General features: G+C 62.3%; 23 protein-coding genes and 1 pseudogene. 13 read left to right on the top strand and 11 right to left on the bottom strand.

The window, feature by feature from the left end:
- Positions 1–98: 98 nt before the first annotated feature.
- The 8 genes from dusB to hflX all read left to right on the top strand — a co-directional run bounded on the left by dusB (position 99) and on the right by hflX (position 10,407).
- Entirely contained in the window at positions 99–1,127 is a 1,029-nt protein-coding gene (dusB, locus tag A9K68_RS19240; protein ID WP_065008743.1) for a tRNA dihydrouridine synthase DusB, read from the top strand.
- Entirely contained in the window at positions 1,124–2,266 is a 1,143-nt protein-coding gene (locus tag A9K68_RS19235) for a nitrogen regulation protein NR(II) (RefSeq protein WP_065008744.1), read from the top strand. Before dusB ends, A9K68_RS19235 begins: the two co-directional genes overlap by 4 nt.
- Positions 2,263–3,723 carry a nitrogen regulation protein NR(I) gene (gene ntrC / locus A9K68_RS19230; RefSeq protein ID WP_065008745.1) on the top strand — a complete coding sequence of 487 codons (1,461 nt, stop codon included), beginning with the start codon at positions 2,263–2,265 and terminating at the stop codon, positions 3,721–3,723. Before A9K68_RS19235 ends, ntrC begins: the two co-directional genes overlap by 4 nt.
- A 218-nt stretch (positions 3,724–3,941) precedes the next feature.
- Positions 3,942–6,227, top strand: a complete 2,286-nt coding sequence (locus A9K68_RS19225) for a PAS domain-containing sensor histidine kinase (protein WP_065008789.1) — start codon at positions 3,942–3,944, stop codon at positions 6,225–6,227.
- A complete protein-coding gene (locus tag A9K68_RS19220; protein ID WP_065008746.1) occupies positions 6,217–7,578 on the top strand; it encodes a sigma-54 dependent transcriptional regulator in 1,362 nt (453 codons plus the stop codon). Before A9K68_RS19225 ends, A9K68_RS19220 begins: the two co-directional genes overlap by 11 nt.
- Positions 7,579–7,760: 182 nt before the next feature.
- Positions 7,761–8,624: a D-amino-acid transaminase gene (locus A9K68_RS19215; protein WP_065008747.1), complete on the top strand. Its 864-nt coding sequence runs from the start codon at positions 7,761–7,763 to the stop codon at positions 8,622–8,624.
- A 145-nt stretch (positions 8,625–8,769) separates the two neighbouring features.
- Positions 8,770–9,015, top strand: a complete 246-nt coding sequence (hfq, locus tag A9K68_RS19210) for an RNA chaperone Hfq (protein WP_006202172.1) — start codon at positions 8,770–8,772, stop codon at positions 9,013–9,015.
- Positions 9,016–10,407 carry a GTPase HflX gene (gene hflX, locus A9K68_RS19205; protein WP_065008748.1) on the top strand — a complete coding sequence of 464 codons (1,392 nt, stop codon included), beginning with the start codon at positions 9,016–9,018 and terminating at the stop codon, positions 10,405–10,407.
- Between the two features lie 6 nt (positions 10,408–10,413).
- On the opposite strand, the gene mazG is transcribed toward hflX, so the two are convergent.
- The 3 genes from mazG to opgC all read right to left on the bottom strand — a co-directional run bounded on the left by mazG (position 10,414) and on the right by opgC (position 13,843).
- Positions 10,414–11,238, bottom strand: coding sequence for a nucleoside triphosphate pyrophosphohydrolase (gene mazG, locus A9K68_RS19200; RefSeq protein WP_065008749.1), 825 nt, complete (start codon positions 11,236–11,238; stop codon positions 10,414–10,416).
- Positions 11,239–11,324: 86 nt separating this feature from the next.
- On the bottom strand, positions 11,325–12,509 hold the full coding sequence (locus tag A9K68_RS19195) for an amino acid aminotransferase (RefSeq protein ID WP_065008750.1): 1,185 nt from the start codon (positions 12,507–12,509) through the stop codon (positions 11,325–11,327).
- A gap of 179 nt (positions 12,510–12,688) precedes the next feature.
- A complete protein-coding gene (gene opgC / locus A9K68_RS19190; RefSeq protein ID WP_065008751.1) occupies positions 12,689–13,843 on the bottom strand; it encodes an OpgC domain-containing protein in 1,155 nt (384 codons plus the stop codon).
- 351 nt (positions 13,844–14,194) lie between these two features.
- Between opgC and A9K68_RS19185 the strand changes: the two genes are divergently transcribed.
- The 4 genes from A9K68_RS19185 (at position 14,195) to A9K68_RS19170 (ending at position 16,901) form a co-directional block, all read left to right on the top strand.
- The gene (locus tag A9K68_RS19185) at positions 14,195–14,713 is read left to right on the top strand and encodes a sigma-70 family RNA polymerase sigma factor (RefSeq protein ID WP_246811192.1); all 519 of its coding nucleotides are present in this window, start codon (positions 14,195–14,197) and stop codon (positions 14,711–14,713) included.
- Between the two features lie 8 nt (positions 14,714–14,721).
- Complete coding sequence (locus A9K68_RS19180; RefSeq protein WP_065008790.1) at positions 14,722–15,495, top strand: anti-sigma factor; 774 nt, start codon at positions 14,722–14,724, stop codon at positions 15,493–15,495.
- A gap of 20 nt (positions 15,496–15,515) precedes the next feature.
- Positions 15,516–16,232, top strand: coding sequence for a Bax inhibitor-1/YccA family protein (locus tag A9K68_RS19175; protein WP_065008753.1), 717 nt, complete (start codon positions 15,516–15,518; stop codon positions 16,230–16,232).
- Between the two features lie 126 nt (positions 16,233–16,358).
- A complete protein-coding gene (locus tag A9K68_RS19170; RefSeq protein ID WP_246811191.1) occupies positions 16,359–16,901 on the top strand; it encodes a DUF2076 domain-containing protein in 543 nt (180 codons plus the stop codon).
- Between the two features lie 166 nt (positions 16,902–17,067).
- Here A9K68_RS19170 and A9K68_RS19165 read toward each other — a convergent pair whose 3' ends face one another.
- A complete protein-coding gene (locus A9K68_RS19165) occupies positions 17,068–17,979 on the bottom strand; it encodes an agmatinase (protein WP_065008754.1) in 912 nt (303 codons plus the stop codon).
- A gap of 282 nt (positions 17,980–18,261) precedes the next feature.
- Positions 18,262–18,603: pseudogene (locus tag A9K68_RS19160) on the bottom strand (homocysteine S-methyltransferase family protein); the annotation flags it as partial.
- A gap of 31 nt (positions 18,604–18,634) precedes the next feature.
- On the opposite strand from A9K68_RS19160, the gene A9K68_RS19155 reads away from it, so the two are divergent.
- Positions 18,635–19,201, top strand: a complete 567-nt coding sequence (locus tag A9K68_RS19155) for a TetR/AcrR family transcriptional regulator (protein ID WP_246811190.1) — start codon at positions 18,635–18,637, stop codon at positions 19,199–19,201.
- 17 nt (positions 19,202–19,218) lie between these two features.
- Here A9K68_RS19155 and A9K68_RS19150 read toward each other — a convergent pair whose 3' ends face one another.
- The 6 genes from A9K68_RS19150 to tmk form a co-directional block, all read right to left on the bottom strand.
- A complete protein-coding gene (locus A9K68_RS19150) occupies positions 19,219–19,689 on the bottom strand; it encodes a YbaK/EbsC family protein (RefSeq protein WP_065008757.1) in 471 nt (156 codons plus the stop codon).
- Positions 19,690–19,704: 15 nt separating this feature from the next.
- On the bottom strand, positions 19,705–20,523 hold the full coding sequence (locus tag A9K68_RS19145) for an MBL fold metallo-hydrolase (RefSeq protein ID WP_065008758.1): 819 nt from the start codon (positions 20,521–20,523) through the stop codon (positions 19,705–19,707).
- Positions 20,524–20,526: 3 nt separating this feature from the next.
- Positions 20,527–21,321: a TatD family hydrolase gene (locus A9K68_RS19140; protein ID WP_065008759.1), complete on the bottom strand. Its 795-nt coding sequence runs from the start codon at positions 21,319–21,321 to the stop codon at positions 20,527–20,529.
- Positions 21,321–22,874: a methionine--tRNA ligase gene (gene metG, locus A9K68_RS19135; RefSeq protein ID WP_065008791.1), complete on the bottom strand. Its 1,554-nt coding sequence runs from the start codon at positions 22,872–22,874 to the stop codon at positions 21,321–21,323. The genes A9K68_RS19140 and metG overlap by 1 nt, the downstream gene beginning before the upstream one ends.
- Before the next feature lie 81 nt (positions 22,875–22,955).
- Positions 22,956–24,011, bottom strand: coding sequence for a DNA polymerase III subunit delta' (locus A9K68_RS19130; protein ID WP_065008760.1), 1,056 nt, complete (start codon positions 24,009–24,011; stop codon positions 22,956–22,958).
- Complete coding sequence (gene tmk / locus A9K68_RS19125; RefSeq protein WP_065008761.1) at positions 24,008–24,679, bottom strand: dTMP kinase; 672 nt, start codon at positions 24,677–24,679, stop codon at positions 24,008–24,010. The genes A9K68_RS19130 and tmk overlap by 4 nt, the downstream gene beginning before the upstream one ends.
- Positions 24,680–24,787 lie beyond the last annotated feature (108 nt).

Here is a 24,787-nt window from a genome sequence, read left to right as displayed (position 1 = left end):
TTCCCAAATGCGCCTTAATGTGACGTCATTGCGCGTTGCACATTGCTGCCATTCTGGCTAGAGATTGTGCAGCAACTAAAGATGCTTGGTTTTTGTGCATGTTTGACCTCACCAAATTGGCTTCGCCGCTGGACGTGGGTAGTGTGAGAATCCGCAATCGCGCTTTTCTTGCGCCGATGTCGGGCATAACCGATGAGCCGTTCCGGCACCGCGCCTATGGGCATGGCGCCGGATTGGTTGTGTCGGAGATGGTGGCGAGCGGCGAGCTTGCCAGGGGCAGGGCCGGTTGTGGCCTTCGCATCCGCCATTCCGGGCTGCCTTTGCACATGGTCCAGCTTGCCGGCCATGAGGCGGCGCATATGGCCGAGGGCGCTCGAATCGCCGCGGGCGAGGGCGCCGACATCATCGACATCAACATGGGCTGCCCGGCCAAGAAGGTGACGGGCGGCTATGCCGGTTCGGCGCTGATGCGCGATCTCGATCACGCTTTGTCGTTGATTGAGGCGGTGGTCGGCGCCGTCGAGGTGCCGGTCACGGTCAAAATGCGGCTCGGCTGGGACGAAAGCGCGCTCAACGCGCCGCTGCTGGCGCGCCGCGCCGAGCAGGCGGGCGTCCAGATGGTGACGGTGCATGGCCGCACGCGCTGCCAGTTCTACCAGGGCAAGGCCGACTGGCGCGCCATCGCACGAACAAAACAGGCCGTGTCGATCCCGGTCGTTGCCAATGGCGATGTCGGATCGCCGGCGGAGGCGGCAATGATCCTCGACCAGTCGGGCGCCGACGCGGTGATGATCGGCCGCGCGCATTATGGCGCGCCCTGGACGGCAGGCAGCATCGCGGCAGCCGCGGCAAAAGATGCGGCGCCCGGCGTGCCCGAAAGTCCGCAAGCGCTGGCCGACTACATCGTTGCCCACTACGAGGACATGCTAACGCTCTACGGCATCGAAAGCGGCGTGCGCCAGGCGCGCAAGCATCTTGGCTGGTATCTCGACCGCCACGCTGTTGGCGTCGTTGATGAGCAGCGAAAGGCGATCCTCACCTCCTTCGAGCCCGTCCGCGTCGTTGCCGCGTTGCGCGAGGTGTTTTCACGCGCTGCCGAGGCGATGAACCTGCGGAGCGCAGCATGAACGCCACCGTTCCACAGAGCCTGGATATGGCGGACGCCGCCCACATTGTGCTCAACACCATCCGCCGCCCAGTGATCATGGTCGATGCGGACGGGTTCATCACCTTCGCCAATGCCGATGCCGAGGATTTCTTCCGCTCGAGCGCGACCATGCTCGCCCGCAATACACTACCCAAGCTCATTCCCTTCGGCAGTCCGCTGCTGACGCTTGTCGACCAGGTGCGCGAGCGCCGGGCACCCGTCAACGAATACCGGGTCGACGTATCGTCGCCGCGCCTCGGCATCGAGAAGGTCGTCGATCTCTATGTCGCGCCGGTGTCGGAATTCCCGGGCTCCGTCGTGGTGATGTTCCAGGAGCGATCGATGGCCGACAAGATCGACCGGCAGATGACGCACCGCGGTGCGGCACGCTCGGTAACCGGCCTTGCCGCGATGCTCGCCCACGAGATCAAGAACCCGCTATCCGGCATCCGGGGTGCTGCCCAGCTGCTCGAACTGTCGGCTTCCGACGAGGATCGCGCGCTGACCCGGCTGATCACCGACGAGACCGACCGCATCGTCTCGCTGGTCGATCGCATGGAGGTGTTTTCCGACGAGCGGCCCATCGATCGCTATCCGGTCAACATCCATGTCGTGCTCGACCATGTGAAGGCGATTGCCAAGAACGGTTTTGCCAAGCGGATCAAGATATTGGAGGATTATGATCCATCATTGCCTCCGGTTTTCGCCAACCGCGACCAGCTCATCCAAGTGTTCCTCAACCTGGTCAAGAATGCGGCCGAGGCCATTGGCGGCGATCCGCAAGGCGAGATCACTCTGTCGACCGCATTCCGGCCGGGCATCCGTGTTTCCGTTCCCGGAACGCAGGGCCGCGTGTCGCTGCCGCTGGAATTCTGCGTGCGCGACAACGGTTCTGGCGTTTCCGAAGATATCCTGCCGATCCTGTTCGATCCCTTCATCACCACCAAGCCGAACGGGTCGGGGCTTGGTCTGGCGCTGGTCGCGAAAATCGTCGGCGAGCATGGCGGCATCATCGAATGCGATTCGACGCCGCGCGCAACCACCTTCCGCATCCTGATGCCAGCCTGGAAAGAAACGCCGTTCGGCACAGACGATGATGGCGAAGGAGACCGCAAATGATGGTTCGCGGCAATATTCTCGTCGCCGACGACGATGCGGCGATCCGCACGGTCCTCAATCAGGCGCTTTCGCGCGTCGGCCACGAGGTGCGCGTGACGTCCAACGCCTCGACGCTATGGCGCTGGGTGGCGGCCGGCGAGGGCGATCTCGTCATCACCGACGTGGTCATGCCGGACGAGAACGCTTTCGACATGCTGCCGCGCATCAAGAAGGCGCGACCGGAACTGCCCGTCATCGTCATGAGCGCCCAGAACACGTTCATGACCGCGATTCGTGCCTCCGAAACCGGCGCCTACGAATATCTGCCGAAACCGTTCGACCTGACCGAGCTTCTCAACATCGTCAACCGGGCGCTTTCCGAGCCCCGACGACCGAAGATCGATGCACGGGCCGACGAGCCGCCGGAAACGATGCCGCTGGTCGGCCGCTCGGCCGCCATGCAGGACATCTACCGCATGCTGGCGCGTATGATGCAGACCGACCTAACGGTGATGATTTCAGGCGAATCAGGCACCGGCAAGGAACTGGTGGCGCGCGCGCTGCACGAATATGGCCGCCGGCGCGGCGGCCCCTTCGTCGCGATCAACATGGCGGCGATCCCGCGCGACCTGATCGAATCGGAACTGTTCGGGCATGAGAAAGGCGCCTTCACCGGTGCGCAGAACCGCTCCACCGGCCGTTTCGAGCAGGCCGAAGGCGGCACGCTCTTCCTCGATGAGATCGGCGACATGCCGATGGAAGCGCAGACGCGCCTGCTGCGTGTCCTGCAGCAGGGCGAGTACACCACTGTCGGCGGACGTACGCCGATCAAAACCGACGTCCGCATCGTCGCCGCCACCAACAAGGATCTGCGCACGCTAATCAATCAGGGGCTTTTCCGCGAGGATCTGTTCTATCGCCTGAATGTCGTGCCGCTAAGGCTGCCGGCGCTGCGCGAGCGGTCTGAGGACGTTCCGGATCTCGTCCGGCACTTCTTCAAGCTCGGCGTCAGCGAAGGCCTGCAGACAAAGCGCATTTCCACCGGCGGCATCGAGCTGATGAAACGCTATCCGTGGCCAGGCAACGTGCGCGAGCTCGAAAATCTTGTCCGCAGGCTTGCCGCACTCTATTCGCAGGATGAGATTTCCGCCGAAATCATCGAGGCGGAACTGAAGACCGGCGAGAGGCCGGTCGTTCCCGGTGGCGGCAACCTCATCCCCGACGATCTCTCCATCGGCCAGGCGGTGGAACATTTCCTGCAGCGCTATTTTGCTTCCTTTGCAGGCGATTTGCCGCCCGCCGGCCTCTATCAGCGCATTCTCTCCGAGGTCGAATATCCGCTGGTGCTCGCGTCGATGACGGCAACCCGCGGCAACCAGATCAAGGCTGCGGAACTCCTGGGCCTCAACCGCAACACGCTGCGCAAGAAAATTCGCGAACTCGGCGTCAACGTCTACAAATCCACCAGGCAGGCTTAGAGCGACGTGCGTCCGTTCGGACGTACAAAGTTCTCTCTAACACTTTGGGCTTGCGCATCGTGCTTTCCGAAAAATCGGTTCCGTTTTCGGGCCGTGCGTCAGAGCGAAGCTTTTCCGGGGATCGATCGCCGAAACATTTCCGTCCAGGTCACACTTGTTGCATAATCGCCACAATGCGTTGCATACATCCGACGCAATCACTGGCTCTAGACGGCGACATGGCTCCACAGGCACCGAAACCGAGCGAAACGCTTTTCAGCGAACCTGGCACACGGGACGGGCGCCGGCTGCTTGCGCTGCCGGGCGTGGTGGCAATTGCCGGTGCGCTGGTTACGGCGGCGATCTCCTTCGCCATCCTCGTCGGCGCCACGCCGATCACGCCGGACGAGAGGACGACGCTGGCGCTTATCGCCCTCAATGCGGCGTTCATCCTGTTCCTGATCGCGCTGGTCGGCCGCGAAGTGCATCGTATCGTGATGGCGCGCCGGCGCGGCAAGGCGGCGTCGCGGCTGCATGTGCGGATCGTGGCAATGTTCGCGCTGGTCGCCGCGATTCCCGCCATCATGGTGGCGATCATCGCCTCGATCACGCTCGATATCGGCCTTGATCGCTGGTTCGAGATCCGTACCAAGACGATCGTCAATTCTTCGCTGTCGATCGCCGATGCCTATGTGCAGGAGAACGCGCGCAATCTCCAGGGAACGACCCTGTCGATGGCTTACGATCTCGACGCCTCCCGTACGCTCTACGGCCTCGATCGAACCGGCTTCCTCGATCTCATGAACAAGGAAGCCGTCGGACGCTCGCTGGCCCATGCCGCACTGGTCAGGCCCGACGGTTCGTTCGTCATGAGCGCCAAGACCGACGCCGATTTTGCCATGCCGGAGCCGCCGGAAGGCGCCATGAGCAGTGCCGCCGACGGCAGGCCGGTGCTGATCGAGCCGAAGACGCGCAACATCATGGGCGCCATCGTCAAACTGCGCGAGATCGAAGGGCTCTATCTCTACACCATTCGGCTCGTCGATCCCGAGGTGATCAAGGCGCGGCAGATTGTCAGATCCAACACCGACGAATATCGCGGCCTGGAAGACAATCGCCGCACTTCGCAGGTGGCGTTCGCACTTCCCTACCTGTCGCTAACGCTGATCATCATTCTGTCCGCCATCTGGACCGGAATCGCCGTGGCAGACCGCCTGGTGCGGCCGATCCGCCAGCTCATCGGCGCGGCCGACGAGGTCGCGACCGGCAATCTCGACGTTGCCGTGCCGGTTCGGCCCTCCGACGGCGACGTCGCCTCGCTCGGCGACACCTTCAACAAGATGCTGCTGGAACTGAAATCGCAGCGTAACGAGATACTGTCCGCCAAGGATTTGATCGACGAGCGGCGGCGTTTTTCGGAAGCCGTGCTTGCCGGTGTCACAGCCGGCGTCATCGGCGTCGATCCATATGGCATCGTCACCATCGTCAACCGGTCGGCTGAAACGATGCTGGCCATATCTGCTACCGCCGCACTCGGGCAAAACCTCTCCGCCGTGCTGCCGCATGTCGGCCGCGTCTTCGAGATCGGCCGCACGTCGGGCAAGCCTGTCCACCGCGAGCAGGTGACCTTCTATCGCGCCGGTACGGAGCGGACCTTCAACGTGCAGATCACGGTCGAGGCCGGCGACGACGGTTCGGAGGAGAAATCCTATGTCGTAACGGTCGATGACATCACCGATCTGGTCCAGGCGCAGCGTTCCTCGGCCTGGGCGGATGTGGCGCGGCGCATCGCCCACGAGATCAAGAACCCGCTGACACCGATCCAGCTTTCCGCCGAGCGCATCAAGCGCCGCTACGGCAAGGTCATCACCGAAGACCGCGAGGTTTTCGATCAGTGCACCGATACGATCATCAGGCAAGTAGAGGACATCGGCCGGATGGTCGACGAGTTCTCCGCTTTCGCACGCATGCCCAAGCCCGAAATGAAGGCCCTCGATTTGCGCGAATCGTTGCGTGAAGCCTCGTTCCTCGTCGAAGTGAGCCGATCCGATATCACCTTCGAGCGCGTGTTCGGCAACGAACCGCTCAAAGGCACTTTCGACAGCCGCCTGATGGCGCAGGCTTTTGGCAATGTTATCAAGAACGCGGCCGAGGCAATTGACGGACTTGATCAAAAGGACCGCTCGCACGGCATAATCCGGATTCAAGCCGGGCGCCAGAATGGTGCGATTCGCATCGATGTCATCGACAACGGCAAGGGCTTGCCGCGCGAGAATCGCCAGCGATTGCTCGAGCCTTACATGACGACACGCGAGAAAGGCACGGGGCTCGGCCTCGCTATCGTCAAGAAGATAGTGGAGGACCATGGCGGCCGGCTCGAACTGCATGACGCGCCGGCGGATTTCCACGACGGGCGAGGCGCGATGATCAGCATCATTCTGCCGCTCGCCGCCACCGTGCCGTCGCGCGGCGAAGGCAAGACGGAAAACGAAAGAGAAACTGAAAAGGTCGGTAATGGCGTCTGACATTCTCATCGTCGATGACGAGGAAGACATCCGTGAACTCGTCGCCGGTATCCTAAGCGACGAAGGTCACGAAACCCGCACGGCATTCGATGCCGACAGCGCCCTGGCGGCGGTAGCCGACCGGGCGCCGAGGCTGATTTTCCTTGATATCTGGCTGCAAGGCTCACGTCTGGACGGACTGGCGTTGCTGGACGAGATCAAGACGATGCATCCGAGCTTGCCTGTGGTGATGATCTCGGGCCACGGCAACATCGAGACGGCGGTCTCGGCCATCCGCCGCGGCGCCTATGACTTTATCGAGAAACCGTTCAAGGCCGACAGGCTGATTCTCATCGCCGAACGTGCGATTGAAACCTCGAAACTCAGACGCGAGGTTTCTGATCTCAAGCTGCGCAGCGGCGAAACCTTCGACCTGATCGGCATGTCGTCGGCGATGAGCCAGTTGCGCCAGACCATCGAGCGCGTTGCGCCGACCAACAGCCGCGTCATGATCATCGGCCCGTCCGGGTCGGGCAAGGAACTCGCGGCTCGCGCCATCCACACGCTGTCGGCGCGCAAGAGCGCACCATTTGTCACGCTGAGCGCTGCCAACATCACGCCCGAACGCATGGAGGTCGAGCTGTTCGGTACCGAATCCAACGGTGTCGAACGCAAGGTCGGCGCGCTTGAGGAAGCCCATCGGGGCATTCTCTACATCGACGAAGTGGCCGACATGCCGCGAGAAACGCAAAACAAGATTCTGCGCGTGCTGGTCGAACAGCAGTTCGAGCGGGTAGGAGGCACCAAACGGGTCAAGGTCGATGTCCGAATCATTTCGTCGACCTCGCAGAACCTGGAGGCGATGATCGCCGACGGTCGTTTCCGGGAGGACCTCTATCACCGTCTGGCGGTGGTTCCGGTCATGGTGCCGGGATTGGCCGAGCGGCGGGAGGACATCCCCTATCTTGTCGACAATTTCATGAAACAGATCGCCCGCCAGGCCGGTATCCGGCCGCGGCGCATCGGCGACGACGCGCTGGCGGTGCTGCAGGCGCACAACTGGCCAGGCAACGTCCGCCAGTTGCGCAACAACGTCGAGCGACTGATGATCCTGGCGCGCGGCGACGATATCGATGCACCGATCACCGCCGATCTTCTGCCTGCCGAGATCGGCGATGTCATGCCGCGCACGCCAAACCAATCCGATCAGCACATCATGGCGCTGCCGTTGCGTGAAGCGCGCGAACAATTCGAGAAGGACTATCTGATCGCCCAGATCAATCGTTTTGGCGGCAACATCTCAAAAACGGCCGAGTTCATCGGCATGGAACGCTCGGCGCTTCACCGCAAGCTGAAGTCGCTGGGCGTCTGATTTCCATCATGGCCTACGCAATTATCGGTTACGGCGCCGGCGGAATCGCATAAGAAAGCGCTGCAGCGCCGCGGGTCTTTTGGGACGCTCAAAGGACGCTGTAGCAATTTGATTTTTGCGCATGACCCCGAAAATCGATTCCGATTTTCGGGCTCATGCGCTGACTTCTCCAGGGTGACCTCATGCCGCGCATTGCCTATGTGAACGGGCGCTATGTCGCTCACGCCGATGCCTTCGTGCATGTCGAGGACCGTGGTTATCAGTTCGCCGATGGCGTCTACGAGGTCTGCGAGGTAGCGCGCGGCTTCATCGTTGATATGCCTCGCCATCTCGGACGGCTAAACCGCTCGCTGACCGAATTGTCGATCGACTGGCCGGTCACGCGGGGCGTGTTGCCGATTATTATGCGTGAGGTGGTTCGCCGCAACCATGTCACCGATGGCCTGGTCTATCTTCAGGTGACGCGTGGCGTCGCCAGTCGTGACTTTATTTTCCCGGCGGCGGGCACGAAGCCGTCGCTGGTGGTGACCGCCAGGAAAGCCGACCCCGCTGCTGCCGCGAAGAGAGCCGAAAGCGGAATCAAGGTTATCACCGTGCCGGAGAATCGTTGGGATCGGGTCGATATCAAGTCGGTCGGCCTGCTGCCAAATGTGCTCGCCAAGCAGAAGGCCAAGGAAGCCGGCGCCCAGGAAGCCTGGTTCGTCGATGCCGACGGCACCGTCAAGGAAGGTGGATCATCGAACGCCTGGATCATCACCAGGGATGGTGTGCTGGTGACGCGTCCGGCCGAGCACGGCATCCTGCGCGGCATCACCCGCACCACGCTGTTCGAAGTGGCCGCCAAGCTCGGCCTCAAGATCGAGGAGCGCGGCTTTTCGGTCGCCGAGGCCAAGGCTGCGCGCGAGGTTTTCATCAGCTCCGCGACCACCATCGCGATGCCGATCGTGGCGATCGACGGCGCTCCCGTCGCCAATGGCCATCCGGGCTCGATAACACTTTCCTTGCGGCAAGCCTTTTTTGACGTTGCGGAAAAAAGTCCAGCCTGATAACCGCACAGGTGGAGTGAATATCAATATATCTCGTTCTGCTTGTCGTTATTGACGGCAAGATGGTGTTTGCGCGCTTGACACGTGCCGGGTAATTTGGCGCATTGAGGTGCAAACCGAAGGGGATCGGCGAAAGACAAGAACAATGGCGGAACGATCGCAAAATCTTCAGGACCTGTTCCTGAATTCAGTTCGCAAAAGCAAAAACCCACTCACCATCTTTCTCATCAACGGCGTGAAGCTGACCGGCGTGGTTACTTCGTTCGACAATTTCTGTGTTCTGCTGCGTCGAGACGGCCATTCCCAACTCGTCTACAAGCACGCCATTTCCACGATCATGCCGAGCCAGCCGGTTCAGATGTTCGATGGCGAGGAAAGCCAGGGCGCCTGATTGGCACGTAAGAAAGACGCGGACCGCAGCGTTCGCGAAAAACCAGCATATCAGCCGGGGACGGAAGCCGAAGGCCCGACCCGGGCCGTGGTCATCGTGCCGGTGCTTACCCGCCAGCCGCGCGGCGACGAAGACACCAATCGTCCGCGCCTGATGCGTTCCGCCGAGGCCCGCCACGACGAAGCGATTGGTCTTGCCCAAGCCATTGAGCTCGACCCGATCCATACCGCGGTGGTGACCGTCAATGATCCGCGGCCTGCAACCTTGCTCGGCAGCGGCAAGGTCGCGGAGTTCGCCGAGATCGTCAAAGAGGGCCGTGCCGAACTGGTTATTGTCGACCATCCGTTGACGCCGGTGCAGCAACGCAATCTGGAAAAAGAATTGAACGCCAAGGTGCTGGATCGCACCGGGCTGATCCTGGAGATTTTCGGCGAGCGCGCGCGCACCAAGGAAGGTACGCTCCAGGTCGATCTTGCGCACCTCAACTATCAGAAGGGCCGGCTCGTGCGAAGCTGGACCCACCTCGAGCGCCAGCGCGGCGGCGCCGGTTTCCTTGGCGGTCCTGGCGAAACGCAGATCGAGTCGGACCGCCGTGTCCTGCAGGACAAGATCAACAAGCTGAAGCACGAGCTGGAAACAGTGCGGCGGACCCGCGATCTGCACCGCGCCAAGCGCAAGAAGGTGCCGTTCCCGGTTGTGGCGATCGTCGGCTATACCAACGCCGGCAAGTCGACGCTGTTCAACAGGCTGACCGGAGCAGAGGTGCTGGCCGAGGACATGCTGTTTGCCACGCTCGACCCGACACTGCGTCGGGTGCGACTGCCGCACGGCACGCCGGTCATCCTTTCGGACACCGTCGGTTTCATTTCGGACCTGCCGACGCATCTGATCGCGGCCTTCCGGGCAACGCTGGAAGAGGTGGTCGAGGCCGATCTCGTCATCCATCTGCGCGATATTTCGGACCCCGACACGGCCGCCCAGGCCGAGGATGTCGAGCGCATCCTCGCCGATCTCGGCGTCGATGCCGGCGACAGCAAGCGCGTCATCGAAGTGTGGAACAAGATCGACCGGCTCGATGAAGGCAACCGGGCGCGGTTGCTCGCCGACGGCATCGACGGCAACAAGGCGCCGCCGATTGCCATATCGGCCGCCACCGGCGAGGGCATCGATGTGCTGAAGGCGATTATGGAGACAAGAGTTTCAGGCGAACTGGAAACGCTGACCGTCACGCTCAAGCCTGACCAGCTTGGGTTCGTCGACTGGCTCTACCGCAATGGCGACGTCGTCTCGCGCACCGACAATGACGATGGCGGTATAACCGTGTCGCTCAAAGCGACGCGAAGCGCACACGAAGAGATAGAAACCAGATTGCATCGTAAAAACAACGGATAATTTCTGTTACTTCGCGCTTTTGGCTTGCTGCCAAAGCGCCTCCATCTCGTCGAGCGTCGCCCTTTCCAGCGTGTTTCCGGACGCTTCCAGCGCTTGCTCGACATAGCTGAACCGCGACCGGAATTTCTCGTTGGTGCCGCTGAGCGCCGCTTCGGAATCAACCTTGAGATGACGCCCGAGATTGACGACGGCAAACAGCATGTCGCCGAACTCGTCCTTGATCGAAGCTGTATCGCCCTTGGCAAGGGCCTGGCGCAACTCGCCTATCTCTTCCTCGATCTTGTCGAGGATCGGCGTGGCCTCGCTCCAGTCGAAGCCAACGCGGGCCGCTTTCTCCTGCAGCTTGAGCGCCCGGGTCAAAGCGGGCAGGGCGACCGGTACGCTGTCCAGAAAACCATTGCCATGATCCTCAGGATCGTGCCCGCGGGCGAGGCGGGCGTTTCGCTTTTCCGCTTTTTCCTCGGTCTTGATCTTCTCCCACATGCCCTTGGCCATGCCGGCGCTGCGCGCCTTCTCATCGCCGAAGACATGCGGATGGCGGCGGATCATTTTTGTGGTAATGGCCTGGACCACGTCGCCAAAGGCGAATTCACCGGCCTCCTCGGCCATCTGCGCATGGTAGACGACCTGCAGCAGGAGGTCGCCAAGCTCATCGCGCAGATCGTCCAGGTCGCCGCGCGCGATCGCGTCCGCCACCTCGTAGGCTTCCTCGATCGTGTAGGGCGCGATGGTCGAGAAATCCTGCTCGATATCCCACGGGCAGCCGGTTTCCGGCGCACGCAGCGCCGCCATAATCTCGATCAGCCGGGAAATGTCTTTCGAAGGTTTCATCTGTCGACGCTATCGTGCAGCGATCACTCAGCCAATGCTGTCACCCGGCAAGGGCGCATTGTCCACAGTTGCCAGCGACGGTCGGCTCAATCGAGCACTGAGACGATCGCCTTGGCGAGCGCGTCCATGCCGTCCTCCGGCAGGCCGGCGACGTTGATGCGGCTGTCGCCGACCATATAGACACCGTGCTCGGCACGCAGCCGCTCGACCTGCACTTCGGACAGGCCAAGCCGGGAAAACATGCCGCGATGGCTGGCGACGAAATCGAAGCGATCGGAATTGGACTGCCGCCGCAGCGCTTCGGCGAACTGCACCCGAAGCCGCAGCATGCGCAGGCGCATCTCCTCTAGCTCCGCTTCCCAGTCGGCGCGCAGTGTGGCGTCTTCAAGCACGATGCGCACCGCGGCCGCGCCGTGGTCCGGCGGCATCGAATACATAGCGCGCGCCGCCGACAGCATCTGGCTCATCGCGACATCCGCCTGCGCGCTGTCTTTAGCCAGGATCATGGCCGCGCCGACGCGGTCACGATACACGGCGAAATTCTTGGAGCAGCTCGAGGCAACCACCATTTCCGGAACTTTTTCAGCCAGCAGGCGCAAGCCGGTGGCGTCCGCGTCCAGCCCCTCGCCAAAGCCTTGATAGGCAATGTCGACAAAAGGCAGCAGGCCGCGCTCGATAACCAGGTCGGCTATTTCGGCCCACTGCGCGGTGTCCAGATTGGCGCCTGTCGGGTTGTGGCAGCAACCATGCAGCAGCAGCACGTCGCCGCTCTTGGCGGTCGCCAGCGCGCTCATCATGTCGGCGAAGCGAACAGCACCTGATGCAGCGTCGAAGTAGGGATGTTCGCGTATCTCCAAGCCGGCGGCGCGCATCACCGGCATGTGGTTCGGCCATGTCGGGTCCGACAGCCAGATCGTCGCGTCGGATCGCGTCCTCTTGAGCAGTTCGGCCACCAGCCGCAGCGCGCCGGAGCCGCCGGGTGCCTGCGCCGCGCGGATGCGCGAAAACTCGGCCGCAGGGCCAAAGACCAGCCCCGCCATCCCTGTGTTGAAGCCGGTATCGCCCGCAAGGCCGAGATAGGTCTTGGTGTCCCGGCTCTGCAGCAGTCGCTTTTCGGCTTCGCGCACGGCGCGCATCACCGGCGTCTTGCCATCGCGATCCTTGTAGACGCCGACGCCGAGGTCGACCTTGCCGGGGCGGGGATCGGCGCGATAGAGGCCGATCAAGGCAAGGATCTTGTCGGCTGGGGCAGGCTGGAGGTCTTCGAACATCGGCGCGGTTTCCGTTGGCGGCGGAGTGATACGCAAATCGGCTGTGCTGCGCCAGCGGTTTCATTTGCACCAGGCTGAAAACCCCCAAACCAGGAGACAGGACGCAGAAACCCATAGCATGCCTTGAGGAAAGGCTCGCACGCGGCGAAAGCTTGACGGCACGGCTCGTCGACGCCGTTCTATGACGCCAGCTTGAGGGCAGCAGACGGTAAGGCGGCGACAGGTTGCTGCTTCTTGCCTCCCCAACCGATCCGCGGCAGCCATTCGAGGTAATAGGCAAAGCCGAACTGCAGCGCGATGCCTGTCGAGATCAGGATCGCGTCGTAGAGGAGCCCGCCCGGGCTGACGACCTTCATGACCTGCGCGATCATGGCGAGGATCGTTCCGGCGATGAAGACCGGCAGCGAATGCTTGCCGAGAACCGCGAACGGGTGTCCGGGCCCGGTCTTCGCCAGGTTGGAAAGCGCCGGGATCGCCACGATCAGATAGGCGATTGCCAGAATGTGCATGAGCCGCGACAGCGAAAGGAATGTCTTGTCGAAGCCGGTCAGCACGGTAGGCAGGCCGGAGGCCGTTTCGATGCCCCACAGCGGCAGCCGCACCCAAATCAGCGCGCCGACCAGATACCCGAGGGCCGCGCTCGCCATCATCCAGTTGAAGCGGATTTCGCCGCCGCGCTTGACGTGCAGCATGCCGGCGATCCCGATAACGAACAGAAACTGCCAGGAGAGCGGGTTCAGGAACCAGAAGCCGTCGCCGGGAAAATTCGAAGGCGCGATCTGGAAAATGCCGACGATGAGCCAGAGAAGAGCGGACGCAGCAAGCATCAGGCGCAGGCTGAAAGTGCCGATCCACAGGAAAAGCGGCATCATCAGAAGTACGACGGCATACATGGAAAGAATGTTGTTATAGCCGATCTGATGACCGAGCGCGGCGATGCCGAGCAGCGCTTCCGGCGTGTCCTCGATGATCATCTGAATGTTGATCAGCTTTAAAAGATCGGGCCGCGAGAAATGCAGTGCAGCCGCCGAGAAGATCGCCAGCGTCGCCACCGTGGTCATGACGTGGGTGAAATAGAGGACACCGGCGCGCCGCCAGGCCTTCAGGGTAACGAGCAACCGGTTTCCCGGCCGGAACTTCAGTCCGTAGGCGAGCCCAACGGCAATCCCCGAAATCAGCACGAAGGCTTCGGCCGAATCGGAAAAGCCGAAATTCTTGTGCGTGAAATACTCGAAGACCGTCCCCGGCACATGGTTGATGAAGATCGTCAGTAGCGCTAGCGCGCGGAAGACATCGATGCGGGTATCCCGCTGGGTTGGCACATTGCTTGTCATGTTGGGTCGGTAATTCGTTGAACAAGGCAGGCCCAAACGGCCGTCGGTGAAGCGAAGATTCGGCAGTGAATGTTTCCTGCCTTTAACTGGCAAGTGCCCGAGAAAGATGACAACTTCCCGGTTTTCCGCGTCACAAATTAATTCAGGTATAAACATCGAAATCCCCGGTGGGGCCAAAACCGCGCGGCGAATTGTGGCGGCTGAGGGGAGGGCTGCTCGTTCGCGGACAAAGAAGCCGTACGCGCGATGGTGGCGTTGTACCGTTGATGCCAGACCTTTCCGGATCGCAAAAAACTCAAAGAGCGGGATTAAAAACCTGCCATGCTCCGTAAACGGGACATGAGAGGGTCGATGCCACGCTTCGATATCATAGGACAGCTTGGTTCTCTGAGGCGCTACGCGCGTTCGCTGACGCGCGACAGCGCAGAAGCAGAGGATCTGGTGCATGACGCGCTGGTGCGTGCCTATGAGCGGCGCGGCACCTTCCGCTCCGGCGGGAACCTGCGCCCATGGCTGCTGTCGATCGTTCACAATGCTTTCATTGACGGTTTGCGGTCCCGCAAGTCCGAAGCGGCGCGTGTCGAGCAGGCCGGATATCTTATCGACGCCAGCGTGCAGGCTCCCCAGGAGCATTCCGTCCGGCTGGCACAGGTGCGCGAAGCTTTTTTCAAATTACCGGATGAGCAGCGTTCGGCGCTGCATCTCGTCGCCATCGAGGGACTTACCTACAGCCAGGCGGCCGAGGCCAGCGGCGTACCGCTGGGAACGCTGATGTCGCGCATCGGCAGGGCGCGCGCGGCGCTCCGCGAGATGGAGGACAAATTGCCGGCACGTGCGAAAAGCCACCTCAAGATCGTGGGAGGCCCGTGATGTCCATGATGAGCGAACTGCGCGACCCGGTGACCGATGCCGACCTCGACGCCTATGTCGACGACCAGCTGGACGTTGCCCGCCGCATCGAGGTCGAGGCGTTTCTTTCCGCCCGTCCGGAGGCGGCCGCTCGCGTGATGTCCGATCTCAGGACGCGCGACGAACTGCGGGTGGCGCTTGCCGGATCCAAGGGCATGGCGCGGCCGGCAACGGCCGACGCAGCACGGCGGCTGGAGCGGGGACTGGCCCGGGGTCGGGCCTTACGCACGTTGCAGCGGGCTTCGGCGGTCGCAGTGTTGGTGGCCGCGGGCTGGTTTGCGAACGGGATCGTCGGGCCGATATCGGTGACGAAAGTCGTCGCCTCGACCCAGCCGCCTGTCTATCTGGAGGAGGCGATCCGGGCACATAGGACGACGATCATGCGCGAGGACATGTCATCCCAGCCCGAAGCGCCGGATTACGATGCGGACGAAATCCGCGCCGCCACGGCGATCGTCATGCCGTCGCTGCCGAAGGACTGGAAAGTCCGTGACGTGCAGATCTATCCATCGCAGTTCGGCCCGAGCGTCGAGATGGCTGTCGAAACAAGGGACCTGGGACTGGTCTCGCTGTTCGCGATCAGGCCCGGAACGTTCGACGTGGTCCAGCCGACCGTCGCCCCCTCGGGCGAAATTTCCTCGGCCTATTTCCAGATCGGCGAAGTTGCTTACGCAGTCGTCGCCCGACGCGGTGTCCGCGATCTCGATCGCACCGCAGAGACGCTCGCCAACACGCTTTACTGACCTCACAAAGGAGAACCCGCATGAATACCCCCAATCTAGGATACCGCACCGGCGTCGGGGCCCAAACCGGCGCCGTCTATGACGAAGGCCTCCGCCAGCACATGCTGCGCGTCTACAACTACATGGGAGTTGGCCTCGTCGTTACCGGCGTGATCGCCTTCGTGGTGGCTTCCACGCCAGCCCTCTACGTGCCGATCTTTTCCAGCCCGTTGAAGTGGGTGGTGATGCTGGCACCGCTCGCCTTCGTGCTGCTGTTCTCGTTCCGGATCCAGACGATGTCTGCGGCCGGCGCTCAGGCGATGTTCTGGGCATTCTGTGCGGTCATGGGCCTGTCGCTGGCGTCCGTGTTCCTGGTGTTCACCGGGACCAGCATCGCGCGCACCTTCTTCATCGCCGCCACCATGTTCGGCGCGACCAGCCTTTATGGCTACACAACCAAACGCGACCTGACCCAGTTCTCGTCCTTCCTGATCATGGGCCTGATCGGCGTGGTGATTGCCAGCATCGTCAATATTTTCCTCGGCTCGACCGCACTCCAGTTCGCGATCTCGGTGATCGGCATCGCCGTCTTCATCGGTCTCACCGCCTGGGATACGCAGACGATCAAGGAGCAGTTTGCGGAAAATTTCGGTGCGGAATCGCAGCAGAAGCTCGCCGTCTTCGGTGCATTCTCACTCTATCTGAACCTCATCAACATCTTCCAGCTGCTGCTGAACTTCACTGGCGAGCGCGAATAGGCCCGTCAATCAACTGCATGTCGCGGCAGCGGTTTTGGAGCCGCGACATGCATAAAACAGGGACTTAGAGCGCGTCGCGAGAATCTCTTGGACGCGGGGCGCCCGGATAACCGGAGTTGCTTCCCGATGGACAGGAACGACCAGCAGGCGATCGGCAATCTTTTCGAGAAACTTGCAAATGTCGAGCGACAGGCGCCGCCGCGCGATACCGAAGCGGAACGCTTCATCAACGATCAGATTGCCCGGCAGCCCGGCGCGCCATACTACATGGCGCAGACCATCGTCGTGCAAGAGCAGGCCCTGAAAGCGGCACAGTCCCGCATCGAGGAACTGGAACAACAGGCACAGCAGTCTGCCGGCGGCGGATTGCTTGGCGGGCTCTTCGGCGGCGGCGCCAGGCGCTCGGGTTCGGTCCCGCGGGTCGGGCGCACCGCTGCCGCTGTGCCGCAGGAGCCGCTTTTGGGCAATGATCGGCAGAGGGCACGCGGCGGGTTCCTCGCAGGAGCCGCGCAGACTGCGATGGGCGTGGCTGGGGGTGTGCTTCTCGGCAACGCCATCGCAGGCATGTTTGGCGGAAGCGAAAGCGCAGGCAACCGAGCCGGCGGCGTCACAGCCAGACGAAGCCGCTGCCGACCGGGCAGGCGACGCCGGCTCCGATGGCGGCGGTGACTTTGGCGATATCGAATTTTGACACGAATGGAAAGCGCGGAGGGCGGTCTGACCAGGAAATCGGCCTTCGCACGCAAGGGACAGTCACATCCCCTGCGACCAGAAATGTCGCATCAGGCGATGACGAGCCTTCCTGTCACTGACCGGATCGCCCGAGAAGCCGGGTTCAAATCTGCCGGACGATGGTGCCGATCACATTGACGAGAAGACGCGCGGCGGTCAGGGCCGACAGGCCGTCAATGTCGGCCGGAGGATAGAGCTCGACAAGGTCGAATCCTGCGATCCTGGCCCGCTTGCCGAGGCCGGCGATCAGATCGATCACCTGCGTGTATGTGAGGCCGCCGGGCGTACGCGCCGCCACGCCCGGCATGATGCTGGGATCGAGGCCGTCGCAGTCGAAGGTGACGACGATCGGCGCTCCTTCCGGAATATGCCGGAGAGCAGCGTCGACGCCCTCGGCGTGAACTTCGCGGGCGGTTACGAAGCGGCTGCCGTAGTGCCGCGCTGCTTCGATTTCGCTAAGGCGTGCGCTGCCGACGCCACGGATGCCGACCTGCACGATGCCGGCGACATGCGGCATCTCGCTCGCCCGGCGCATCGGGTTCGAATAGCCGTAGCGCTCGCCATGCAACTCGCCGCGCCAGTCGATATGGGCGTCGATCTGCAGGATCCAGATCGGCCCGTGATCCGCAAAGCCGGCGAGGAAGGGAATGGGCACGGAATCGTCGCCACCGAGCAGGATCGGTACGGCCGGCAATGCCAGGATCTCGCGCGTCTTCGCCTCGGTTCTGGCCCGGTTGCCGGCATTGTCATGCATGGTGGTCGGGATGTCGCCGGCGTCGATGCAGCAGACCGGCTTGCCGTCGAACAGCGGGCCGCCGAGATCGAAATCCCAGTGCTCGACGAGCTCGGCATCGCCCTGGCTCGCAGCGCGGATGGCGTTGGCGGCCAAGGCATAGCCGCTGCTGTCCTTGCCCGGATAGGTGCTGCCGTGACCGGCTCCGAAGATCACCGCACGGGGCATGCGACCATCGGCGAGGCGTTCGGGAAAGCCGAGAAAAGGAGGAGATGCGGTCATTTCTTGATGGTCTTAATGATGGTTAGCTGAATTTCCGTGTTGGGTGGTAGGATGGGGTCGTTTGCGGGTAGGGGCGAAATCCTAGCGAAGCCAATCGATCCAAAATTCAAGAGCTTTCGTTCGGTTCACGCTGTTACTTTCCACCATCCGAAAGTCGCATAAGATAGATTATGGAACTGAGATGCGGTTTTGATTGCGTGCTTTCGGCCCAACCGCAGTTCCTTGTTCCCTAAGCGGAACTGCGGCTGGTCGCGTTGCGTCTCCTGGGACGCACACAGGTTCCTACGCTGCTTGCGGCACGCAGGCCTCGCAGATCGCCGCGATGTGCCGGTGGTCGGTGCCGCAACAGCCGCCCAGGATGCGCATCGTCGGAAACGAGGCTGTCAGCCTGCTGTAGCGCCGCCCGAGATCGTCCGGATCGCCCGGGTCGAGCGTTTCCGATTCGTCCAGTTCGGCATGGCTTTTGGCCGAAGCATTCGCCTTTACGCCATAGACGCGATCGACCCAGCGCTCGCCCTTTTTCAGCGCCTGCATGAAATGCGTCGGATGGGCGCAGTTGATCATATAGTAGGCCGGCGCACCATCCGTCGCGTCGTCGACCCTGTCGATCGCCTCGCCGAGCGCCAAGGGGTTCGGTGCGACTTCCATCGAGGAGGTGATCGCCGAAGCCGGCATCACCAAGAGCGGCTTCTTCTATCATTTCAAGGACAAGAACGAACTCGCCCGCGCCTTGATGCTGCGCTACGTCGAGGAGAATGACCGCATCTTCGATGAGGTGTTTCACCGCGGCCGGCAACTGTCCGATGATCCGTTGCAGTCCTTCCTGATCACGCTCAAGCTGCTTGCCGAGCTGATGGGTGACCTGCCGAACGGCCACCCCGGCTGCCTGATCGCGACGTTCACCTATCAGGAGCGCCTCTTCGACCGCAACGTTCGCGACATCGCCGCCCACGCCGTACGTTCCTGGAACGGGCGTTTTCGCGATGCGCTGAACGAGATCGCGACCGTTTATCCTGCCCGCAAAGGCATGGATCTCGACGACGTGGCCATCATGTTCTCCTGTGTGATCGATGGCGGTATCATCATGTCGCGGGGACTCGGCGATCCCCGTGTCCTCGGACGCCAGATCCTCGCCTTCCGAAGCGTCGTAAAGATGCTGTTTGCGCCGGCTGCGCCCGACATCATGCTGCCAACCGCCCCCACCGCCATCGCCGCCGAATAGGGTCCGGCACGTTCGAGTCAGGCTGCCAGGGTCGCTACGACGGCTTGCGCTGCTTTGACCATTGCATGTGGCTCGGCGGCGAACACCGCGTCGTGCGCGCCGGCCGCTGCCCATACCCGGTCGAAATCGAGCAGCGTTTTGTCGGCGAACGCCGGGATCGCGATCAGGTGGCCGATCGGCGTTACGCCGCCAATGGCAAAGCCGGTTTCGTCGCGGATCTGCCGCGGGTCGGCGCGCTCCAGCGGCTCGCCGGTCAGTGCGGCAGCCTTGGCTAGATCCAGCTGATTGGAGCCGGAAACCAGGAAGAGAAACAGCTTTCCGCTAGCTTGTCCTTGGAAAACCAACGATTTGACAATCTGTGCGACGGTGCAGCCGCATTGCGCGGCGGCTTCCTCGGCGGTGCGTGTCGAGGCGCCCATGCGTCTGATTTCGATGTCGAGGCCAGCATCGGCTGCTGCCTTGGTCACGCGATCGATGCTGCCAGCCATGAAGAACCGAACCTATCATGCTGTTTCAAAATTGATTTCGATCATCATACCATCATAGGCTGGCTCGACATCGGCCGGCGTCTCCGCCATCACCGTGGCGTAGTCGAGCGGCACATGCATATGCGTCAGCACGGCCTTTTTCGGCGCAAGTTTTTCGATCCAGTCGAGTGCTTGGCCGAGCGAAAGATGGCTCGGATGCGTCCTGTATTGCAGCGCGTCGATGACCAGCATGTCCAGACCGCGCAGCCGTTCGGCGGTAGCGTCGGGGAAATCGCTGATATCGGGGCAATAGGCGAGCCCGCCGATACGAAAACCAAGCGATATGATGTCGCCATGGATTTGCGGCAGCGGCTCGAGGGTGAGGGCACCCCCCTCGCCTTCGATCATCACCGGCCTGGCGTGGTCGATGATATGGGGCTCGACGATGGGCGGGTAGGAACTGCCTAGCGGTGTTTCGAAACAATAGCCGAACGCTTCCCGTAACCGCAGCATGGTGGGCTGGTCGGCGTGGATATCGATCAGATGACGCTGCTCGAGCACGAAGCCGCGCAAATCGTCGATACCGTGGATATGGTCGGCATGCGGATGCGTATAGACGACCGCATCGATGCGCCTGACCGCTGCCAGCAGCATCTGCTCGCGGAAATCCGGCCCGGTGTCGATTACGACGGTGGTCTTGTCGCCGTTTGCCGCGATCCGCTCGACGAGCGCTGCGGTGCGCATGCGCCGGTTCCTCGAATTGGCCGGATCGCAATTGCCCCAATCGCCGGTAATGCGGGGCGTGCCCGGCGATGAGCCGCAGCCGAGAATGGTGAGGCGCAGCCGGTCGCTCATGCGTCAGGTGCTCAGCGCGCTTGGGCGCGGCATCTTCCTGAACAGCCGGAAGAAATTGTCCGTGGTGACGTCAGCGATCTCGGCGTCGCTGACGCCGATCGTTTCGGCCAGCACCTTGGCTGTATGCGCGACATAGGCAGGCTCGTTGCGCTTCCCGCGAAACGGTATCGGCGCGAGGTATGGCGCGTCGGTTTCGACCAGCAGGCGGTCCCGCGGCACATCGGCGGCGATGGCGCGTAGCTCGGCCGAATTCTTGAAGGTCACGATGCCGGAAAACGAAACGTAGCCGCCGAGCGCCACGCCGACTTCGGCCAACCTACGCCCGGACGAAAAACAGTGCAGGATGAAGGGGAAGGCGCCCTTCCCTGTTTCGTCCTCGAGGATATCAGCCATGTCGCTGTCTGCATCGCGCGCATGGATGACCAGCGGCAGGCCCGTTTGACGCGCGGCGGCGATATGGATGCGAAAGCCCTGCGCCTGCGCATCGCGCGGCGCATGATCGTAGAAATAGTCGAGCCCGGCCTCGCCGATCGCCACCACTTTGCGATGAGCGGATAGCCGGACAAGCTCCTCGACAGTCACGTCCATCTCCTCGGCGGCATTGTGCGGATGGGTGCCGACCGAGCAATACACTTCGTCGAAAGATTCAGCGATCTCAAGCACTTGTTGGAACCGCTTCACACGCGTCGAGATCGTCACCATGCGACCGATTCCGGCGGCCAAGGCGCGGGCGACGATGGCCGCCCGCTCCTCTGCGAAATCCGGAAAGTCGAGATGGCAGTGACTGTCGACCAACATCAGATGTTCGCGTCCGGCTGCTCGACATAGCGTGGAAAAACCGGTTCCGGCGCCGGCAGAGCCGTACCTGAAACCAGCGCGTGACCCTCGGCGACATGCGCGAAATCGCGGCTGTCCGCCGGCACCGCCAGCAGGTCGAGCAGCTTTGCCGCCGAGGTCGGGACGACGGGCTGGCAAAGGATCGCGATACGCCGGATCACCTCGGCTGTCGTCCACAGCACCGTTTCCATGCGCGCGCGATCGGTCTTCTTCAGCGCCCACGGCTCCTGCCCCGCGAAATAGCGGTTGGCTTCGGCCACCACGCCAAAGATCGCCGCCAGCGCCAGATGGATGCCCTGTTCGGCCATCGTCCTGCGCGCGGTGACAAGGGCAGCACTTGCCTGGTGGAGGATCGCCTTGTCGGCATCGTTCGGTTCACCGCGCTTCGGCACCATGCCGCCGCAGTTCTTGGCGATCATTGACAGCGAGCGCTGCGCCAGATTGCCGAGATCGTTGGCGAGGTCGGCATTGGTGCGGTTGACGATGGCCTCGTGGCTGTAGCTGCCGTCCTGGCCGAACGGCACTTCGCGCATGAAGAAATAGCGCACCTGATCGAGGCCGTAATGCTCGATCATCGCGAACGGATCGACGACATTGCCGACCGACTTCGACATTTTCTCGCCGCGGTTGAACAAAAAGCCATGCGCGAACACGCGCTTCGGCAGTTCGATTCCTGCCGACAGCAGGAAGGCCGGCCAGTAGACGGCGTGGAAGCGCACGATGTCTTTGCCGATGACGTGGACGTTCGCCGGCCAGAAGGACCATCTGTCATTGGCCGTATCCGGATAACCGGCAGCCGTGATGTAGTTGGTCAGTGCGTCGACCCAGACATACATCACATGCTTGTCGTCGCCCGGCACCGGCACGCCCCATTTGAACGTGGTGCGCGAGATCGACAGATCCTTCAGCCCGGATTTGACGAAGCTGACGATTTCGTTGCGCCGCTCCGCCGGACCGATGAATTCGGGGCTGCTCTCATAGAGCGCGAGTAGCCTGTCCTGATAGGCGGAAAGGCGGAAGAAATAGCTCTCTTCCTCGGTCCATTCGACGGGCGAGCCGAGCGGTTCGCGGCGTATGCCGTCGTCACCGACCTTGGTTTCGGCCTCGTCGAAATAGGCTTCCTGCCGCACCGAATACCAGCCGCTATAGCGGTCGAGGTAGATGTCGCCATTCTCCGCCATGCGCGTCCAGATCGCCTGGCAGGCCTTGTAGTGGCGCTCCTCGGTGGTGCGGATGAAAACGTCGTTAGAGCAGCCGGTCGCTTCGAGCATCGAGCGGAAGATCGCCGAATTGCGATCGGCAAGCGCTTTCGGCGTCAGGCTTTCAGCGTCCGCCGTTTGCTGCATCTTCAAGCCGTGCTCGTCGGTCCCCGAGACGAAGAAGACGTCCTTGCCGTCGAGCCGCTGGAAGCGGGCAAGCGTGTCGCTGGCGATGACATTGTAGGCATGACCGATATGCGGCTTGCCGTTCGGATAAAAAATCGGCGTCGTGAGGTAGTATTTATCGCGTGCCATGGATGAGCCGTCATGAATGTCTGAATGAAAGATGCCGGTGAGATATCGCATCGAAACGGCGATTGCCATCCCGATGGGCCGTCACATTCGCATTGCAGAATTCAAGCGGTCGATCATCGTCAAGGCGTGCTGCTTTTTGTCGAGATTGTAGGTGTCGGTTTCAGATATTGCGTTCAAAGCCTCGTGCCAAGTATCCGACAGCGTTTTGGCCCGCGCCAGATCGCCCGCCAGCGCGGCCTGGCTTGCCCCGGTCGAGAGCAGGTCAAGCGCACGGCGATTGAAGATATCGAACTGGATCGCCTGGTCGCGCCCGGCGACCGCCTCGGCGAGGCGATAGGCGCCGGCAACATCGCTCATTCCCGCTGTCGCCAGGGCGTCGAGCGTCTCGGCGATCTCCAGCCCGCCATACTGCGTCAACAGGATTGCGGTGCGCGCGCTGCCCTCTGCCCGCTTGGCCAGTGCCGCGCGCGCCGCGGGATCGTCCGGCGGCGGTGGTTCGACGCTCTCCAGAACCGTCATCAGGCTCTCGGCGTCGAGCGGCGTCAGCCGCACCATCTGGCAGCGCGAGCGGATCGTCGGCAGCAGGCTGCCCGGCGCATGGACGATCAAGATGAACAGTGTGCGTGCCGGTGGTTCTTCAAGATTCTTCAACAAAGCGTTGGCCGCATTGGTATTCATGTCGTCGGCCGGATCGACGATCACCACCCGGTAGCTACCGTCATGCGAGGTCAGCGACAGGAAGCGGCTGACCTTGCGGATCTCATCGACGGTGACGACCGTCTTGAAGCTCTTCGTCTTGTCGTTCGTCGGGCGGGTCAGATGCAGCACCGAAGGATGTGCGCCGGTGGCGATCTGGCGAAACAGCGATGACGCCGGATCAGGAACGGCAAGGACTTCCGGCGCCTGTTCGAACGCCGGATGCTTCAACAGATGATGCGCAAGGTGAAAGGCGAGCGTCGCCTTGCCGATGCCGACCGGTCCGACAAAGATCAGCGCATGCGGCAGCTTCCCGGAGCGATAGGCTGACGCCAGCATGGTCGCTGCCTGGCCATGTCCAACCAGGCGCGGGGTCTCGGACGGCTCCGGAACGCCGTCCAATGTGTCGTGCTGTTCTGGTGCGATCCGTTCGAAAATCATCCCGGCGCCTGCTTCCTGTGCGCCGGTGTCATCGTCTCCAGGGCCGCGAACACGGCGGCGGTGACGACGTTCTCCACCGTGTCGGGGTCGGCGGACGCGTCGACGACGATGCAGCGCTCGGGCTCTGCCGCGGCGATCGCCAGAAAGGCTTCGCGGCGGCGCTGATGGATATCAAGCGTTTCCTTTTCGAAACGATCGGCGCCGGTATCGGTGCCCCGCCGTGCCGTGGCGCGCCGCAGCCCTTCGACCGGGTCGATATCGAAGATCAGCGTCATGTCGGGCACCATGCCGTTGATGGCGACCTTTTCGAGCGCGCCCATGAACGCCGGATCGAGGCCGCCGGTGACGCCCTGGTAGACGCGCGAGGAGTCCATGAAGCGATCACAAAGCACGATCGAGCCGCGTTCGACGGCCGGCCGGATGACCTGCTCGACATGGTCGGACCGCGCGGCGGCGAAAAGCAGCGCCTCCATCCTGGGACCGAATGGCTCGGCAGCGCCGGAAAGCAGGACATGCCGGACCGCCTCCGCGCCTGGCGAGCCCCCCGGTTCACGCGTGACAAGGACATCGTATTTCTTGGCGCGCATCTTACTGGCCAGCCGCTCGATTTGCGTCGACTTGCCTGCCCCTTCTCCGCCTTCGAAGGTGATGAAAAATCCGTGCACCAAAGCCTATATCCATGCTGCGGGACCGTAATAGTCCTGACTTGAGAAAAGGTCCACGCCGTGGCTACAGCGCGTCGCGTCTGAAGATGTGCGACGCGCCTTAGGCCCTTT

It is taken from the genome of Mesorhizobium sp. AA22 (assembly GCF_001672375.2).
GTDB classification, from domain to species: Bacteria; Pseudomonadota; Alphaproteobacteria; order Rhizobiales; family Rhizobiaceae; genus Mesorhizobium; species Mesorhizobium wenxiniae.
The sequence above is the reverse complement of the archived record's forward strand: the minus strand, read 5'-3'. Positions and strand labels throughout refer to the sequence as shown.

Coding starts and splice junctions, on each gene's coding strand:
- hfq (WP_006202172.1), top strand. CDS start 8,770: ATGGCGGAACGATCGCAAAATCTTCAGGACCTGTTCCTGAATTCAGTT.
- A9K68_RS19175 (WP_065008753.1), top strand. CDS start 15,516: ATGAATACCCCCAATCTAGGATACCGCACCGGCGTCGGGGCCCAAACC.
- A9K68_RS19220 (WP_065008746.1), top strand. CDS start 6,217: ATGGCGTCTGACATTCTCATCGTCGATGACGAGGAAGACATCCGTGAA.
- dusB (WP_065008743.1), top strand. CDS start 99: ATGTTTGACCTCACCAAATTGGCTTCGCCGCTGGACGTGGGTAGTGTG.
- A9K68_RS19195 (WP_065008750.1), bottom strand. CDS start 12,509: ATGTTCGAAGACCTCCAGCCTGCCCCAGCCGACAAGATCCTTGCCTTG.
- mazG (WP_065008749.1), bottom strand. CDS start 11,238: ATGAAACCTTCGAAAGACATTTCCCGGCTGATCGAGATTATGGCGGCG.
- A9K68_RS19235 (WP_065008744.1), top strand. CDS start 1,124: ATGAACGCCACCGTTCCACAGAGCCTGGATATGGCGGACGCCGCCCAC.
- A9K68_RS19215 (WP_065008747.1), top strand. CDS start 7,761: ATGCCGCGCATTGCCTATGTGAACGGGCGCTATGTCGCTCACGCCGAT.
- A9K68_RS19185 (WP_246811192.1), top strand. CDS start 14,195: ATGCCACGCTTCGATATCATAGGACAGCTTGGTTCTCTGAGGCGCTAC.
- A9K68_RS19165 (WP_065008754.1), bottom strand. CDS start 17,979: ATGACCGCATCTCCTCCTTTTCTCGGCTTTCCCGAACGCCTCGCCGAT.
- opgC (WP_065008751.1), bottom strand. CDS start 13,843: ATGACAAGCAATGTGCCAACCCAGCGGGATACCCGCATCGATGTCTTC.
- A9K68_RS19145 (WP_065008758.1), bottom strand. CDS start 20,523: ATGAGCGACCGGCTGCGCCTCACCATTCTCGGCTGCGGCTCATCGCCG.
- A9K68_RS19180 (WP_065008790.1), top strand. CDS start 14,722: ATGAGCGAACTGCGCGACCCGGTGACCGATGCCGACCTCGACGCCTAT.
- A9K68_RS19170 (WP_246811191.1), top strand. CDS start 16,359: ATGGACAGGAACGACCAGCAGGCGATCGGCAATCTTTTCGAGAAACTT.
- metG (WP_065008791.1), bottom strand. CDS start 22,874: ATGGCACGCGATAAATACTACCTCACGACGCCGATTTTTTATCCGAAC.
- A9K68_RS19225 (WP_065008789.1), top strand. CDS start 3,942: ATGGCTCCACAGGCACCGAAACCGAGCGAAACGCTTTTCAGCGAACCT.
- A9K68_RS19130 (WP_065008760.1), bottom strand. CDS start 24,011: ATGATTTTCGAACGGATCGCACCAGAACAGCACGACACATTGGACGGC.
- ntrC (WP_065008745.1), top strand. CDS start 2,263: ATGATGGTTCGCGGCAATATTCTCGTCGCCGACGACGATGCGGCGATC.
- A9K68_RS19150 (WP_065008757.1), bottom strand. CDS start 19,689: ATGGCTGGCAGCATCGATCGCGTGACCAAGGCAGCAGCCGATGCTGGC.
- A9K68_RS19140 (WP_065008759.1), bottom strand. CDS start 21,321: ATGTTGGTCGACAGTCACTGCCATCTCGACTTTCCGGATTTCGCAGAG.